Source organism: Pectobacterium hainanensis, from assembly GCF_046237015.1.
Classification (GTDB): domain Bacteria; phylum Pseudomonadota; class Gammaproteobacteria; order Enterobacterales; family Enterobacteriaceae; genus JBJYIN01.
This window is the reverse complement of sequence record NZ_JBJYIN010000004.1, coordinates 225924-241472: the sequence shown is the minus strand read 5'-3', so window position 1 is coordinate 241472 and position 15549 is coordinate 225924. Positions and strand designations below refer to the sequence as shown.

16 protein-coding genes are annotated in these 15549 nt (G+C 46.8%); 6 read left to right on the top strand and 10 right to left on the bottom strand.

Annotated features, from left to right (window positions below):
• Positions 1 to 11: 11 nt before the first annotated feature.
• Positions 12 to 1262: a D-amino acid dehydrogenase gene (locus ACKPVM_RS06040; protein ID WP_409307758.1), complete on the bottom strand. Its 1251-nt coding sequence runs from the start codon at positions 1260 to 1262 to the stop codon at positions 12 to 14.
• 260 nt (positions 1263 to 1522) lie between these two features.
• Here ACKPVM_RS06040 and ACKPVM_RS06035 point away from each other — a divergent pair, with 260 nt between their 5' ends.
• A complete protein-coding gene (locus tag ACKPVM_RS06035; RefSeq protein WP_409307757.1) occupies positions 1523 to 3058 on the top strand; it encodes a SpoVR family protein in 1536 nt (511 codons plus the stop codon).
• A gap of 58 nt (positions 3059 to 3116) precedes the next feature.
• Here ACKPVM_RS06035 and fadR read toward each other — a convergent pair whose 3' ends face one another.
• Positions 3117 to 3836, bottom strand: a complete 720-nt coding sequence (gene fadR, locus ACKPVM_RS06030; RefSeq protein WP_409307755.1) for a fatty acid metabolism transcriptional regulator FadR — start codon at positions 3834 to 3836, stop codon at positions 3117 to 3119.
• Positions 3837 to 4110: 274 nt separating this feature from the next.
• Between fadR and nhaB the strand changes: the two genes are divergently transcribed.
• Positions 4111 to 5688 (top strand): sodium/proton antiporter NhaB, encoded by a 1578-nt coding sequence (gene nhaB, locus ACKPVM_RS06025; RefSeq protein WP_409307753.1) that lies wholly within the window; start codon positions 4111 to 4113, stop codon positions 5686 to 5688.
• A 311-nt stretch (positions 5689 to 5999) separates the two neighbouring features.
• Positions 6000 to 6530, top strand: a complete 531-nt coding sequence (dsbB, locus tag ACKPVM_RS06020) for a disulfide bond formation protein DsbB (protein WP_409307751.1) — start codon at positions 6000 to 6002, stop codon at positions 6528 to 6530.
• 76 nt (positions 6531 to 6606) lie between these two features.
• Here dsbB and ACKPVM_RS06015 read toward each other — a convergent pair whose 3' ends face one another.
• The 4 genes from ACKPVM_RS06015 to ACKPVM_RS06000 form a co-directional block, all read right to left on the bottom strand.
• The gene (locus tag ACKPVM_RS06015; RefSeq protein WP_409307749.1) at positions 6607 to 6804 is read right to left on the bottom strand and encodes a DNA polymerase III subunit theta; all 198 of its coding nucleotides are present in this window, start codon (positions 6802 to 6804) and stop codon (positions 6607 to 6609) included.
• 87 nt (positions 6805 to 6891) lie between these two features.
• The gene (gene ycgN / locus ACKPVM_RS06010; RefSeq protein WP_409307747.1) at positions 6892 to 7341 is read right to left on the bottom strand and encodes a cysteine cluster protein YcgN; all 450 of its coding nucleotides are present in this window, start codon (positions 7339 to 7341) and stop codon (positions 6892 to 6894) included.
• Between the two features lie 101 nt (positions 7342 to 7442).
• A complete protein-coding gene (locus tag ACKPVM_RS06005; protein WP_409307745.1) occupies positions 7443 to 8099 on the bottom strand; it encodes a fumarylacetoacetate hydrolase family protein in 657 nt (218 codons plus the stop codon).
• 398 nt (positions 8100 to 8497) lie between these two features.
• Positions 8498 to 8755: a YcgL domain-containing protein gene (locus tag ACKPVM_RS06000; protein ID WP_409307743.1), complete on the bottom strand. Its 258-nt coding sequence runs from the start codon at positions 8753 to 8755 to the stop codon at positions 8498 to 8500.
• A gap of 136 nt (positions 8756 to 8891) precedes the next feature.
• On the opposite strand from ACKPVM_RS06000, the gene minC reads away from it, so the two are divergent.
• From minC to minE, 3 genes are all read left to right on the top strand, one after another.
• Positions 8892 to 9578 (top strand): septum site-determining protein MinC, encoded by a 687-nt coding sequence (gene minC / locus ACKPVM_RS05995; RefSeq protein ID WP_409307742.1) that lies wholly within the window; start codon positions 8892 to 8894, stop codon positions 9576 to 9578.
• A 90-nt stretch (positions 9579 to 9668) separates the two neighbouring features.
• Positions 9669 to 10481, top strand: coding sequence for a septum site-determining protein MinD (gene minD / locus ACKPVM_RS05990; RefSeq protein WP_409307741.1), 813 nt, complete (start codon positions 9669 to 9671; stop codon positions 10479 to 10481).
• Positions 10482 to 10484: 3 nt separating this feature from the next.
• Positions 10485 to 10754 (top strand): cell division topological specificity factor MinE, encoded by a 270-nt coding sequence (gene minE / locus ACKPVM_RS05985; RefSeq protein ID WP_132455266.1) that lies wholly within the window; start codon positions 10485 to 10487, stop codon positions 10752 to 10754.
• A gap of 84 nt (positions 10755 to 10838) precedes the next feature.
• Here minE and rnd read toward each other — a convergent pair whose 3' ends face one another.
• From rnd to tsaB, 4 genes are all read right to left on the bottom strand, one after another.
• Entirely contained in the window at positions 10839 to 11963 is a 1125-nt protein-coding gene (gene rnd, locus ACKPVM_RS05980; protein WP_409307738.1) for a ribonuclease D, read from the bottom strand.
• Between the two features lie 96 nt (positions 11964 to 12059).
• Positions 12060 to 13748, bottom strand: coding sequence for a long-chain-fatty-acid--CoA ligase FadD (fadD, locus tag ACKPVM_RS05975; RefSeq protein ID WP_409307736.1), 1689 nt, complete (start codon positions 13746 to 13748; stop codon positions 12060 to 12062).
• A gap of 286 nt (positions 13749 to 14034) precedes the next feature.
• The gene (locus tag ACKPVM_RS05970) at positions 14035 to 14652 is read right to left on the bottom strand and encodes a Slp family lipoprotein (protein ID WP_409307735.1); all 618 of its coding nucleotides are present in this window, start codon (positions 14650 to 14652) and stop codon (positions 14035 to 14037) included.
• A gap of 105 nt (positions 14653 to 14757) precedes the next feature.
• Positions 14758 to 15456 (bottom strand): tRNA (adenosine(37)-N6)-threonylcarbamoyltransferase complex dimerization subunit type 1 TsaB, encoded by a 699-nt coding sequence (tsaB, locus tag ACKPVM_RS05965; protein WP_409307733.1) that lies wholly within the window; start codon positions 15454 to 15456, stop codon positions 14758 to 14760.
• Positions 15457 to 15549 lie beyond the last annotated feature (93 nt).

Below are 15549 nucleotides of genomic sequence, written 5' to 3'. Positions count from 1 at the left end.
GAGTTACGCCATCAGGCGTAACGTTGCAATGACAAGTCATCCGATTGAATATCTGGCGTTTTTCCAGAAATAATATCCGCCAACAATTGCCCAGATCCACAGGCCATTGTCCATCCTAATGTTCCGTGCCCGGTATTCAGATAAAGATTCTTCAACGGCGAACGTCCCACCAACGGTGTACCATCTGGCGTCATTGGACGTAATCCTGTCCAAAAGACTGCCTGTTCAATGTGACCCGCATGAGGATATAAATCGCCAACGACCATTTCCAGTGTTTCACGTCGTTTAGGATTCAACGTCGTATTGAAACCTACAATTTCAGCCATTCCGCCAACACGAATGCGTTGTTCGAAACGGGTAATCGCGACTTTATACGTTTCATCCAGCACCGTGGATACAGGAGCCGCAGCATCGTTCGTCAACGGAATAGTCAGAGAATACCCTTTCAAAGGATAGACCGGGATAGAAAACCAGTCGCGTAGTAAGCCAGTTGAATAGGAACCACATGCCATGACGTAGGCATCAGCGGTGATCACGTGATCGTCACATTGCACTCCTGTTACCTGCTGTCCATCCACAAGCAAATGACGAACATTCTGTCCCAGTTTGAATATCACACCGTGCGATTCAGCCATTTTAGCCAGATGACGGGTAAATAACTGGCAGTCTCCCGTTTCATCGAGCGGTAAGCGTAAACCACCCGTGAGCTTTTTTGTTGTACTCGCCAGTGCTGGCTCCACCGTTGCCAGCTCTACATTCGTCAACAACTGATAAGGTACGCCTGCATCCTTGAGTACTGCGATGTCTCTCGCCGCATTTTCAAACTGTTGTTCTGTTCTAAATAACTGTAACGTTCCCCCCTGCCGTCCCTCATAGTGGATAGCCGTATCCTGTCGCAATTTTTGCAGGCACGCTCTGCTATATTCCGCCAATCGCACCATACGTGCCTTATTGACCTTATAATGGCGGCTATCGCAGTTAAGTAACATTTGCCACATCCAGCGCAATTGCTCAGCCGAACCATCCAGACGAATAGCCAGTGGCGCATGACGTTGAAACATCCATTTAATCGCTTTCAACGGTATGCCCGGCGCGGCCCAAGGTGCCGAATAACCGGGTGATATCTGACCCGCATTGGCGGCGCTGGTTTCAAGCGCCGGCTCAGGTTGCCGATCGATCACCGTAACATCATGCCCAGCCTGAGCAAGATACCAGGCTGTACTAACGCCAATCACGCCACTTCCCAGAATGACAACACGCATTCTCTTCATCCTCCTGATTTTTTCTGATCACCATCCAGTGCGCTGGTTAGCAATATATCAACAAGAATAAAAAAGCCGTTTATCGCTGAAGCATGGCATTACTCTAGCACTTAGATCATCATTGTCATTAAGCTCATGGCATAGCCATAATCGATTATTCCGCCCCAACCCACCGTTTTTTCATCATTTTTATCAGATTAAGCTACGATTAATAATGTCTGAACCATACCGTTCAGACTGGTATGTTAGGGGGCGCGCTAATGGCTATATCAACAGATCGTCAGGCAAAAAAAACACATCGCCTGAGCGATGGACCGGACTGGACGTTTGAATTATTGCAGGTCTACCTCGATGAGATAGATCGAGTGGCAAAATTATATCGTCTGGATACCTATCCACATCAAATCGAAGTGATTACTTCAGAGCAAATGATGGATGCCTATTCCAGTATTGGTATGCCAATCAATTATGCCCACTGGTCATTCGGGAAAAAATTCATTGAAACGGAGCAGCGTTACAAACAGGGTCAGCAAGGATTAGCTTATGAGATCGTCATTAATTCCGATCCTTGTATTGCTTATCTTATGGAAGAAAACACCCTGCCGATGCAAGCACTGGTCATGGCGCATGCCTGCTATGGGCACAACTCGTTTTTTAAAGGCAATTATCTGTTTCGCAGTTGGACCGATGCAGGCTCAATTGTTGATTACCTTATTTTTGCCAGACAGTATATTTCGCAATGCGAAGAGCGTTATGGCGTTGAAGAGGTTGAGCGCTTACTGGATTCTTGCCATGCGTTAATGAACTATGGTGTTGACCGCTATAAACGACCGCAGAAAATCTCTCTCGAAGAAGAAAAATCCCGGCAAAAAAGTCGTGAGGAATATCTACAAAGTCAGGTTAACGATCTATGGAAAACGCTACCGAGACGAGAACAAGGCATCGCCACGGAGCAAGCCCGCCGTTTTCCGCAAGAACCACAGGAAAACCTGCTCTATTTTATGGAAAAAAACGCCCCGCTTCTTGAACCCTGGCAACGTGAGATTCTGCGCATCGTACGTAAAGTCAGTCAGTATTTCTATCCACAGAAACAGACTCAGGTGATGAATGAAGGCTGGGCCACGTTCTGGCATTACTCCATTCTCAATCACCTTTATGATGAAGGCCGGGTTTCTGAGCGTTTCATGTTGGAGTTTCTGCACAGCCATACCAATGTCATTTACCAGCCACCGTATAATAGCCCGTATTACAACGGCATTAACCCTTATGCGCTGGGTTTTGCCATGTTTCAGGATATCAAGCGTATTTGTCAGTCGCCGACGGACGAGGATCGTTACTGGTTTCCGGATATCGCCGGTAAAGACTGGCTCGATACGCTGCATTTTGCCATGCAGAACTTCAAAGATGAAAGTTTTATCAGCCAGTTTCTGTCACCCAAAATCATGCGTGATTTCAGAATGTTTACCGTTCTGGACGACGATCACAATAACTATCTGGAAATTGCAGCTATCCACGACGAAGAAGGCTATCGCTTAATTCGTCAGGAGCTATCCGCTCAATATAATCTGAGCCATCTGGAGCCCAATATCCAGGTATGGAACGTAGATTTGCGCGGTAATCGTTCACTCACACTGCGTTACATTCCTCATAACCGCGCACCGCTGGATAAAAGTAGCCATGAAGTGATGAAACACGTCCATCGTCTGTGGGGGTTTGATGTCTATCTTGAGCAAGCCAACACCGATGGTAGCGTGGAATTATTGGAGCGATGCCCGCCGAGGAATACATCGGCATGACATTTTGACAGGATAAGCGCTCTGGGGTATTCAGTCTTCTGCGTACCCCAAAGCGGACTTAACGGCGAATTTCAGCGATATCTCGAGGGATCGTACTCTGCATGCTGTGCCAAATCGCGCCGCTTTCTTTACCGTAGTGTCTGACAACATCCATCACCTGTTCATACAACCCGTCGCGACATAAATCTTCCAGGCGACGATAAAAATCCATCGCGAGTTTGCGAGCATCAGGGTTAGAGAAATAGTAGCGCCCAACACGAATATACAGCCCCTTCAATCCATTAAGAATAAGGCCATAAATCGGATTACCGGAAGCGAAAGCCAGCCCACGAAAAACGTCATAATCAAGCTGAGCAAAAGCGTCGGCATTATCATCCACCACTCCGGTTTGCGTCAGCACTTCACGGGTTTTCTCAGGATGTTGACGTAATGCCGTACGAATAAAAATCGCCGCAATGTTGGTACGTACTGCCAGAAGATTATCAATTAACTGCGGTACGCTATCGTGATCGAGCCTTGCTAGCGTCTCCAGAATATTCAGGCCGGATGTTTCCCAGAAGTTATTGATTTTCGTCGGTTTACCGTGCTGTATCGTTAACCAACCATCTCGAGCCAAACGCTGAAGCACCTCGCGCAAAGTGGTACGCGTGACCCCGATCAATTCAGAAAGCTCTCTTTCTGCTGGCAGAATTGAACCTGGAGGAAAGCGGTTATTCCATATACTTTCAATAATATATTCTTCCGCGAATCCGGCCGGACTTTGCGCCTTTATAACCATGAGTTTGATATTCCGTAGCGATATTTACCGATGACAGCTGATCTCATCATACCAGACGAAAGAACCATGACATAGCAGAGCAACCACACATAAAACAAATTCAAAGTAAAACTGTGATTACAAACAAACCATTGCGCGTAACGACAATATACTCTCTGCTTGATTACGTTATGATGTTCTCCACCAACACTTACATACTCGCTATCATCCAAGACACAGCCAATTGATGTGTTTTTGATATACGATGGGTTAACAATAAGGAAAGGCACTTCGCATGACAAGCATGCCCATGTATCAAATACTATTAAAAAATTTTCTAGGCCAGTCGCCTAATTGGTACAAGTTAACGATTTTCAGTTTCTTGATTATCAACCCGCTTCTGTTTTATTTCGTCAGTCCATTCTGGGCGGGATGGTTGCTGGTGGTTGAATTCATTTTTACGTTAGGAATGGCGCTGAAATGTTATCCGCTACAGCCAGGTGGGTTGCTGGCGTTACAAGCGGTATTTATTGGCATGACCAGCGCAACGCAAGTCTGGCATGAAGTCACCGGAAATATCGAAGTACTGCTATTGCTGGTCTTTATGGTTGCCGGCATCTATTTTATGAAGCAATTACTGCTGTTTGTGTTCACTAAACTACTCCTTAATATTCACTCCAAAACGCTGCTGTCATTAGCTTTTTGTCTTGCCGCCGCATTTCTTTCTGCGTTTTTAGATGCTTTAACCGTCATCGCCGTTGTCATCAGCGTCGCCATCGGTTTCTACGGCATCTATCATCGCGTAGCCTCTAGCCAGAATACCGATGATGCTGACATCACCGATGACAGTAAGCTGATCGATACCGATCATAGAAATACACTCGATCAATTTCGGGCATTTTTACGCAGTTTATTAATGCACGCTGGCGTCGGTACCGCGCTGGGTGGCGTGATGACAATGGTCGGTGAACCACAGAATTTGATTATCGCTAAAAGCGCCGGATGGGATTTTGTGAGTTTCTTCCTGCGTATGTCATCCGTTACCATCCCGGTTTTTATTTGCGGTATCTTGACCTGTGTATTGGTTGAGCGTTTCAAACTATTTGGTTACGGCGCAACGTTACCTGGAAACGTGCGTAGCGTCTTGGAAGATTACGATCAAAAAATGACGGAGAAACGTACGCCGCAAGATAAAGGGAGATTAGTTGTTCAGGCCATTATCGGTATTTGGTTAATTGTGGCATTGGCCTTTCATTTGGCCGAAGTCGGCTTGATCGGCCTTTCCGTCATTATTATGGCGACAACCTTTGGCGGTATTACCGAAGAACATGCGATTGGTAAAGCATTTCAGGATGCCCTGCCGTTCACCGCGCTCCTGACCGTATTTTTCTCGGTTGTCGCCGTCATCATCGATCAGCAACTTTTCAGTCCGATCATTCATTACGTATTGCAATCGTCCGAAAGTTCGCAACTTACCCTGTTTTATCTGTTTAATGGCCTGCTTTCCTCTATTTCCGACAACGTATTTGTTGGCTCGGTTTACATTACTGAAGCACGTAATGCGTTTGAAAACGGCGCCATTTCTCTACGGCAGTTTGAGCTGTTGGCTGTCGCCATTAATACCGGAACCAACTTGCCATCGGTTGCGACACCGAACGGTCAGGCCGCTTTTCTGTTTTTGCTGACTTCGGCCCTGGCACCACTCATTCGTCTTTCTTATGGACGCATGGTTATCATGGCGCTGCCTTATACGATCGTCATGACGCTGGTTGGGCTACTTTGCGTTGAATACACGTTAGTGCCTTTTACCGATTTCCTGTTGCAACAACACTGGATTTCCGCGCCTGATTTCCCCATATCTGGCAGCCACTAATTGTCACAATCGTGTATAGTGATGGGGGAAGAGATGATATCAAAATCAGATCTGCCCCCTTGCTTCGAAATTAAAGAAAAAGTTTTAATAAAATAGATTGTTACGTTTTATACCCAAAATAATTCGAGTTTCAGGAAGGCGGCAAGAGAAGGAATCCCGATGAGCTTACTTGAGTAAGTGATTCGGGTGACTGAACGTGGCCAACGCACATGAAACTTGAAGTATGACGGGTAGACACAGTGAAATGATGGTGGTGAAACTCAATTGGTTTACACTGCTAACTCGATCGTTTTTAGCATGGAATATTTGTTATGTTGCGATTTCTTAATCGTTGCTCACGTGGACGTGGCGCCTGGTTGTTAATGGCGTTGACGGCCTTAATTCTGGAATTGGTCGCGCTTTATTTCCAGCACGTTATGCTCTTAAAGCCATGCGTGCTGTGTATTTACCAACGCAGTGCCCTTTTCGGTATCATGGGAGCCGGTTTGCTGGGGGCCATTGCGCCGGCGAGTTTACTGCGCTACCCCGCTATTGGACTTTGGATCTATAGTGCCTATGAAGGTTTGCTTCTCGCCTGGAAACAGACCGATATGCAGCTTAATCCTTCTCCTTTCAACATTTGTGATTTCTTTGTCAACTTTCCGTCCTGGTTACCATTAGACAAATGGCTTCCCGCCGTTTTCAGCGCTTCTGGAGACTGTTCTGAACGTCAGTGGCAGTTTTTATCTTTGGAAATGACACAATGGTTAGTGGGGATTTTCGCCGCTTACTTGCTGATCGCCGTGTTGGTTCTGATTGCTCAGCCGTTCCGTCCTAAACGTCGCGATCTTTTCAGCCGCTAAGACAGTAAAAGAGACAAAAGCCCGGGTTCACACCCGGGCTAGCGTGTGACGGGCAAAACACAGATCTCTCCATTTTCTACTGCTGAGGGCGATAGATATGCCTGTAGTGGACTAATCTGTCTTTGAAAAATTGTCTTTTTTCCGTAGGGATATTTTTCGACACCTCGTCAGCGTTAATGGCCTTATGCTGGCTTTCCATAAAAGCAATGGTGGAAGCCGCAAAATCCGTGTACTGATCGCTATATTGAATAATGATTTTTTCAAAGTTGACCATTTGTCTTCCCCCTCATGCTGTTTGTTGCTGTTGTATTAAAATTATACAGCATATTGAGAATTGCACAGGGAAGAACCGTGATTATGTTTACCTCGCCCACGCTGGTTTGTTCAATATGTGATCTTGCCAGTCAATAACCTCACTCTCTCTCACGGCAATATGACGAACCGAAATGCGTTCTCCATGCATTGCCGTCTTTGAGCCCGTAATCAACGGATGCCAGTGTGGTAACGCTTCTCCTTCGTTGATGAGTCGGTAAGCACAGGTGGCCGGTAGCCAATTGAAGGTCAGTAAATTTTCCCGAGTCAGTTTGATGCAGTCCGGTTCATATTCGAAACGATGCTCATAATGACGACACTGACAGCTTTTGATATTCAATTGGTTACAGGCTACATTGGTAAAATAGATCTCCTCGGTATCCTCATCAATCAGCTTGTTTAAACAGCACTGACCGCAGCCATCACACAATGACTCCCACTCATTATCGGACATCTCTGACAATGTTTTACGTTGCCAAAAAGGAAGGCGTTCAGTCATTTTCTTTTCCAGTTAATCTTTTTTGGGTGGTCTATATAACGGGTTTAGCAGGCGGGAGCAAGTTTTGCTACCCATTCATATGGGAACGGGTAGCAAGGTGATTAGATGATACGCGTATTCAGCGAGCGATCGTTGATCGTAATTTTTAACATATCACCAGATTGGATCGGCCCTACGCCCTTCGGCGTTCCCGTCAGGATGATATCCCCCGCTCTCAGGGTGAAAAATCGGCTCATATAAGCAATCAGTGGCAAAATCGGTGTGATCATGTCGCGGGTGTTGCCCTGCTGACGAATCTCCTCGTTCACCTTCACGCTCAATTCGGTTTGCTGTGGGTCAACAAACTCTGATACCGGGATAAAACCGGAAATAGGACAAGAACCGTCGAACGCTTTTGCTTTCTCCCACGGTTGTCCGGCCTTTTTAAATTCAGACTGTAAATCACGTAACGTTAGATCCAGCGCCACACCATAACCGGCAATAGCGCGAGCCACTCGTTCTTCATTCGCCTGCTTTAACGGCGTGCCAATGAGCACAGCCAGTTCAACTTCGTGATGGACCGAGCCCAGGTTTTTAGGAATAGCCACTGGCTGGCGCAAATCACATAGCGATGTTTCAGGTTTAATGAACAACACCGGCTCGGTTGGTGTTGCACTCCCCATTTCTTTAATGTGTTCAGAATAGTTACTGCCGACACACACGACTTTGTTGACCGGGAAATCAAGCAATGCCCCCTGCCAGTCTCTGTGTTGATACATGGATATTCTCCTGCCCTGTCTGTGAAATCATCGCGACGCACACCTCAATTTGGCGGCATCAAAGCATCATCATATACAATGCAATACGGTAAAAATAGTTTGTTGTCCAGTCGTGACTCACGACGAACCGCCATACCTTTTACGCGATCCAAAACAAAATTTCTGCCACTGGCATCACCACTGTCGCAGAAAATCACTTTCGAATAAAACGAGCCAGTGCATCGCTATCCATGACAATAATCAATTCCGAGCCTGGCACCGATATCGGTTGAACAGGAAACTCTATTATTTTAACCAATCGGATTATTCATCAGCACCACCGTTTTTAAATACTCGACAGCGCCATATTATGATTGCGGCATTATCTGAAAAATAAACGTCGTATTAATTTTTTACATTTACCATTTCGCTTTTAATAACGATTCTGGCGGTGGCGGAACCTGTAGATAAAATCCCTGATCCTGAAGCGCTTGTTTGACCTTTTCAAGGTCAGCATTAGCCAGCTTCTTACTGCCATCCAGCGGTAATAACATGGCCAAATGGGGTACGCCAAAACTTTTCATTAGTTCTTCCGGCACACGCGAAAAATCGTCTTTTTTTTCGACATAAAGATAAGTTTGGTCACGTTGGGAACTTCGATAGATCACACAAAACATTTTTTTTACTCTATTTAATGGGAATGGCGTCTTGCCTGTATATAATTGTGACTATAACATGCTTACAGCGCTCTGGAATATCATGCCTTAAATGTTACTCTAGGGATTAAAAGATGCTGAAACTGAGTCAGGATAGATGTCACAAACGCCAATAGAACTAAAAGGCAGCAGCTTTACCTTATCGGTTGTTCATTTGCATGATTCCCAACCCGAGGTAATTTATCAGGCATTGCAGGAAAAGATTGAGCAAGCACCGGCTTTTCTTAAAAATGCGCCCGTGGTGCTTAATGTTGCCGCCTTGATGGCGGAAACGGACTGGATAAAATTACAACAGGCAATCGCATCAACCGGATTGCGTGTTGTGGGCGTCAGCGGCTGTAAAGACGAACAGTTGAAACGCGCCATTACGCTAGCTGGCCTCCCTTTGTTGAGCGAAGGCAAAGAACAGCGCCGCCAGGCAGAGCCCGTTACAGCCGTTCCCGTCGCAACCAAAACCAAAGTGATTAATACGCCGATACGCTCTGGTCAGCAGATTTACGCCAGAAACTGCGATTTGATCGTAACCAGCAGTGTCAGCGCGGGTGCAGAGGTGATTGCCGACGGCAATATCCATATTTATGGCATGATGCGTGGACGTGCACTTGCTGGCGTGTCAGGTGATGTACAAAGCCAAATTTTCTGTACGCATCTGGCCGCAGAACTGGTTTCTATCGCCGGGCGTTATTGGCTAAGCGATCAGATACCGGCTTCATATTTCGGGCAGGCAGCAAGGATAAACCTGAACCTGCTGGACAATGTTTTAAACATAAAACCTCTAGATTAGTACCTGTGCCATAAGGCGTCACCGTGACTAGAATAACGGTTGCAACGGCCTGAAGGCATAAGTCCTGAACCCTTTAACAAGGAAACATTTATGGCACGCATCATTGTTGTTACATCGGGTAAAGGGGGCGTTGGCAAGACCACTTCAAGCGCGGCCATTGCTACCGGTTTAGCCCAAAAAGGAAAGAAAACCGTTGTTATCGACTTTGACATCGGTCTGCGCAACCTCGATCTGATTATGGGGTGTGAACGCCGGGTTGTTTATGATTTTGTTAACGTTATTCAAGGTGATGCGACCCTGAATCAAGCGTTAATCAAAGATAAACGCACGGAAAACCTCTATATTCTGCCAGCTTCACAAACACGAGACAAAGATGCGTTGACTCGTGAAGGTGTGGAAAAAATATTGAACGATCTCGGTGACATGGAGTTTGAGTTCATCGTTTGTGACTCACCCGCTGGGATTGAAACAGGCGCATTGATGGCACTCTATTTTGCCGATGAAGCCGTTATAACCACCAACCCGGAAGTCTCTTCCGTTCGTGACTCCGACCGTATTCTTGGCATCCTGTCATCAAAATCTCGACGTGCAGAACGTTCGGAAGATCCTATCAAAGAACACCTGCTGTTGACCCGTTACAATCCGGGCAGAGTGAGCCGTGGTGATATGTTAAGTATGGAAGATGTGCTCGAAATTCTGAGGATCCCGCTGGTTGGCGTGATTCCAGAAGATCAGTCTGTACTACGTGCATCTAACCAAGGCGAACCCGTTATTCTGGACATCGAATCTGATGCGGGCAAAGCCTACGCGGACACCGTCGATCGCCTGTTGGGTGAAGAGCGCGCCTTCCGTTTTGTAGAGGAAGAAAAGAAAAGTTTCCTTAAACGACTTTTTGGGGGATAAATTATGGCATTACTCGACTTCTTTCTGTCCCGCAAAAAAACGACAGCCAATATTGCCAAGGAGCGGCTGCAAATTATTGTTGCGGAGCGACGTCGGGGAGATAGCGAACCTCATTATCTGCCGCAGTTAAAGCGGGATATACTTGAGGTCATCTGTAAATATGTACAGATCGATCCTGAAATGGTAACCGTTCAATTAGAGCAAAAAGGCGATGATATTTCCGTGTTGGAACTGAACGTCACATTGCCAGAGGCGGAAGACGCGCCTAAATGATATTTTTGCCATAATTATCCCCTGCTACTTCGCAGGGGATATTCTATTTCGGCGATACCGTCATACTTTAGTGGCTAACCTGCGTTAATATTTTTGCAAAATGTCTCTCAATGCATCGCCATATAAATTATCACGCCAGCCGGAAAGCATTTCTGGTGAAGTATCCTGCCCTATCATTAATTTCCAGTGCCAGTTCAGTAGTCGGTTAATTTGACGCCGTGACGCCAACAATTCAGCAGACAACCCACTCGTCTCACTGTAGTGTTGAACCATCGCTTTAATATCCTTAAACACTTTCTTATAGCCTGGATAATCAATCAGATTAATGACTGGTGCCGGACAATCTTCATCGGCGATATCGCTGGTTTGCGCCACCAAAGACAACAAAGTTTTACCATGGTAGCGGATCTCCGGGCCACTCAGCCCTAAAGCATCAAGCTCTCCTAATGACGAGGGTAAAAAACGAGCAACCTGCCAAAGATTTTCTTCACGAACAACAAAATTTACCGCGCTATCTCGATCACGGGCCTTGCGCAAACGCCAGTCAGCAAGGCGTTGCAGACAAGCCAAATGGCGACCACGAAGTTGCCAGGCATTACCTATCTCACGATACGCCACTTCCGGAGCCAATATTTCCCGTTTACGTTGACAGAGGAACCGACACTCATCCTGTGCAGCAGATGTCCAGCCTGCCGCTTCCGTTTCTTCAACCAGTTTGAGCGCCATCGGCAACAGATAAAACACATCTGCGGCAGCATAGTCACATTGTTTTTCGCTTAATGGGCGAGCCAACCAATCGGTACGAGATTCACTTTTATCCAGCGTCACCCCCATATACTCAGCGACCAATGCGGCAAAGCCATAGGAGAGTGGTTTACCTAAAAACGCAGCCAGAATCTGGGTATCAACAAATGGCTCAGGAGACAATTCAAACGCATTAAGAAAGACTTCCAGATCTTCACTGCCAGCGTGTAAAAACTTAATCACATGCCGATCGCGCAATAATTCCTGAAAAGGGAGCCAGTTGGTGATCGCAAGTGGATCAATGAGCGAAAGCTGTTCGCCATCGTACAATTGAATCAACCCTAATTGTGGGTAATACGTTCTCGTTCTGACAAATTCCGTATCCAGTGCAACCTGCTGATACTGACGTGCCTGTGTGCAAACTTGCTCTAACCCGGTGTCGGTGGTGATCAACTGATAATTCAAAACAGCATTCTCTTGATGATTTATTAATATAAAAAGTAACGCCGGATTGCCCATTTCTGGCAGACGTTTTACCGGGAAATACTCGTATTCAAAAATTCAGGCATTTGCCGTTTTTTCTGCCTCTGGCTTCCCGTCACGCAATTCCCGACGCAATATTTTTCCCACGTTTGATTTTGGCAAATCTTCGCAGAATTCAATTTCTTTGGGCACTTTATACCCGGTGAGGTTACGACGGCAATGCGTAATTAATTCATCTTTTGTTAAGGATGGATCTCGACGAACAACGAAAGCCTTTACCGCTTCGCCGGAGAGTTCACTCGGTACACCGATCACCGCAGACTCGGACACTTTTGGATGGCGGGCAAGTACATCTTCAATTTCCGTGGGATAAACGTTAAACCCGGACACCAAAATCATATCTTTCTTACGGTCAATAATTCGCAGAAAACCTTCATCATCGGCCGTGACAATGTCACCGGTTGCCAGCCAGCCATCTTTCAGCACCTCGTCAGTTGCGGCAGGCTGCTGCCAATACCCCAACATGACCTGCGGACCACGGATCCATAATTCACCAGATTCACCTGGCCCGGCATCATTCCCATTATCATCAATAATTCTGACATCCGTAGACGGTACAGGTAACCCAATACTACCGTTATAATGTTTCATATCATAAGGATTGCCTGACACTAAAGGAGAACTTTCCGTCAATCCATAGCCTTCCAGCAAGTGTTTACCCGTGAGTTTTTCCCAACGCTCTGCAACCGCCTGCTGCACCGATGCCCCCCCCCCGACAGATAATCGCAGAGTAGAGAAATCGAGATCATGAAACTCTTTGTTATTTAACAGAGCATTAAATAACGTATTCACACCGGTAACCGCCGTAAAGGGATATTGTTTCAACTCTTTCACGACAGCGGGAATGTCCCGGGGATTGGTGATCAGCAGATTCTTTCCGCCCAGTTCAAGAAACAGGAGACAATTCACCGTCAGTGCAAAAATATGGTATAGCGGTAATGCAGTCACGACCAGTTCTTGCCCTTCCCGTAAAACTGGCCCATAGGCCGCCTTACATTGCTCAAGATTCGCCTGCATATTACGATGGGTCAGCATAGCGCCTTTGGCAACACCCGTCGTTCCTCCGGTATATTGCAGAAAAGCCAGATCGCTGTTGATGATATCGGGTTTTACATATTGCAGGCGTCGCCCTTGCTGCAAGGCGCGACGAAATGAGATCGCGCCCGGTAAATGATATTTTGGCACCAACCGTTTGATATATTTAACAACAAAATTGACTATCGTTCCTTTTGCCGTGGAGAGTTGATCGCCCATGCGCGTGAGGATCACATGCTTTATCGGCGTATTCGCCACCACCTTTTCCAAGGTATGTGCAAAATTGGATACGATAACAATGGTACTGGCACCGCTATCTTTAAGTTGATGTTCTAATTCGCGTGGTGTGTAGAGCGGGTTGACATTGACGACAACCATCCCCGCCCGCAAAACACCAAACAATGCCACTGGATATTGCAACAAGTTAGGCATCATCAGGGCAACGCGGTCACCCTTTTTCAATCCAAGCTGGTTTTGCAAATAAGCGGCAAAAGCCCGGCTGCGTTCTTCCAGCTTGCGAAATGTCATCACTTCGCCCATGTTAATGAACGCAGTTTGATCAGCGTAACGTGTGACCGTCCTTTCGAACATATCGATCAACGAGGTAAAACGATCGGGGTCGATCTCTGCCGGCACCGAAGTCGGATAGCGTGATAACCAAATCTTTTCCAAAACCTCACTCCCGAGATATTTTTTTAGTGGCATCGCTCACCTCAACATCGGCTTATTAATTAACATTATTTTAACTCAGCTTACCAGTTAGCTCATAAACAATGTCAAGGTTGCGAGAGCGATCACTTATTTAATGTTATGAATTTGATCAAAAAACCCCGAGAGCATTTTTGACAATAGGGATCATGGGTCTACCGCGTAATCGTCAGGAATAGTCCACAAAGAATCAGGCGGCCTACGCCGCCTGATTCTTTCCCCGCAATACGGTTTATTCCGTTATCACATTTTATTCGGTTACCACATTTTCAACCGGCATAGGGCCATACCAGGTACTACCAAAACCCCATCCTGGCCCCCAGCCTCGACCATAACGCCCTTCCCATCCCCATGGGCCGTACGCGCCAGGTGGCACCATCACCTGTTGAGTCACATTCCAGCGTTTATAACCTTGAACGTCTACCACCACAAAACGGTAAGGCTTATTGCCAATCATGCCTTGTTCCGAGCCGGTAATCGGCCCGACAACGGTCACTAATCGATCCTGAAAATCGACCGGTTCCAAAAAGCGATTCACATAGGCAATGAATCGTCCTTCTGAAGGGTGATTAAGTAACGGTCTGGCACCATTATCGAGTGGTAAGCTGACTATTTCCAACCGAGTTCGATTGGCATCATTGTGGACGTTTACGACCCGACCACCAAAGCGAGACTCTTGGCCAACATAGAGTTGTGGCGCATTCATGACTCGCACGAGATCGTCCTGCGGAGTGGGCGATGTCCCTTTAATGGCATCAGGCACGCTGACACAGCCAGACAACACCAGAACCGCCGCAACGGCGATTCCGCGCCAAACCGACTTTATCGACAAGTTTCGTGGTTTAGCATGCCTTGTATTTATCATCATGACATCCACCTTTATCTTTTTAAGATCCGATAATTAGACTATACCGTATCGAATAAGTTGCCGTTTTATCCTGCAAACCGTGCCTTAATCAGTGGCATCAAGAAGTTAACGTCCAGGCAGTTTCTTCCAGGCGACGTCATTCCGTAGATAACGGGGCTGAGCCAACTCAACACTTACCGCTTTTCCCTCAGACCAAAACTGTAACGCCAGTGGCAGCATATCTTCCGCCTGTGGCAATAGGATATCGCCGTCACGCAAGGTCAACGTGGCTTGTTCTAGCAAATTCGGATACGTTTTCCATCCTGTGCCTACCGTAACCCATTCTCCCTGCAATGACCCAGCCAACGAGTGTACCTGTTCTGGCGTTAAAACAGCTTCAGAAGATTCCCCTCGCCAATATCCCTCGATATCACGTTGGTACTGTGCCCAGTAAACTTCCCCCATACGGGCATCAATCGCCGCCAACACCTGGGAAGAATGGGTACGACGAAAGGCACCCTCCGCCATCGTGGCCAATGAAGAAACTCCGATCATTGGCCGTTCAGCCCCTAACGCCAGCCCCTGAGCAATACCAATGCCAATTCGTACACCGGTAAAACTCCCCGGCCCCTGACCAAATGCTATCGCATCGAGCGCGTTCAGTGTTAAACCGCTTTCGGCCAGCACTTGCTGAACCATCGGCAACACACGCTGGGTATGCTCACGGGGACAAACTTCAAATAAAGAATGAATTTCACCATCATTCCAGAGAGCGACAGAACAAGCTTCCGTCGCCGTATCAAGCGCTAGAATTCGCGTAGACATGCCAACCTCAGGCGGGATAAAAAAATCACAACGGCGCGCATAATAACATATGCACCAGCCCCCTCATCATTTTTCAGCCGCTGACGCCGAGGT

Excerpts from the sequence above, each read along its gene's own strand:
- ACKPVM_RS06040 (WP_409307758.1), bottom strand. The coding sequence starts at position 1,262 with ATGCGTGTTGTCATTCTGGGAAGTGGCGTGATTGGCGTTAGTACAGCC.
- ACKPVM_RS06035 (WP_409307757.1), top strand. The coding sequence starts at position 1,523 with ATGGCTATATCAACAGATCGTCAGGCAAAAAAAACACATCGCCTGAGC.
- fadR (WP_409307755.1), bottom strand. The coding sequence starts at position 3,836 with ATGGTTATAAAGGCGCAAAGTCCGGCCGGATTCGCGGAAGAATATATT.
- nhaB (WP_409307753.1), top strand. The coding sequence starts at position 4,111 with ATGACAAGCATGCCCATGTATCAAATACTATTAAAAAATTTTCTAGGC.
- dsbB (WP_409307751.1), top strand. The coding sequence starts at position 6,000 with ATGTTGCGATTTCTTAATCGTTGCTCACGTGGACGTGGCGCCTGGTTG.
- ACKPVM_RS06015 (WP_409307749.1), bottom strand. The coding sequence starts at position 6,804 with ATGGTCAACTTTGAAAAAATCATTATTCAATATAGCGATCAGTACACG.
- ycgN (WP_409307747.1), bottom strand. The coding sequence starts at position 7,341 with ATGACTGAACGCCTTCCTTTTTGGCAACGTAAAACATTGTCAGAGATG.
- ACKPVM_RS06005 (WP_409307745.1), bottom strand. The coding sequence starts at position 8,099 with ATGTATCAACACAGAGACTGGCAGGGGGCATTGCTTGATTTCCCGGTC.
- ACKPVM_RS06000 (WP_409307743.1), bottom strand. The coding sequence starts at position 8,755 with ATGTTTTGTGTGATCTATCGAAGTTCCCAACGTGACCAAACTTATCTT.
- minC (WP_409307742.1), top strand. The coding sequence starts at position 8,892 with ATGTCACAAACGCCAATAGAACTAAAAGGCAGCAGCTTTACCTTATCG.
- minD (WP_409307741.1), top strand. The coding sequence starts at position 9,669 with ATGGCACGCATCATTGTTGTTACATCGGGTAAAGGGGGCGTTGGCAAG.
- minE (WP_132455266.1), top strand. The coding sequence starts at position 10,485 with ATGGCATTACTCGACTTCTTTCTGTCCCGCAAAAAAACGACAGCCAAT.
- ACKPVM_RS05970 (WP_409307735.1), bottom strand. The coding sequence starts at position 14,652 with ATGATGATAAATACAAGGCATGCTAAACCACGAAACTTGTCGATAAAG.
- tsaB (WP_409307733.1), bottom strand. The coding sequence starts at position 15,456 with ATGTCTACGCGAATTCTAGCGCTTGATACGGCGACGGAAGCTTGTTCT.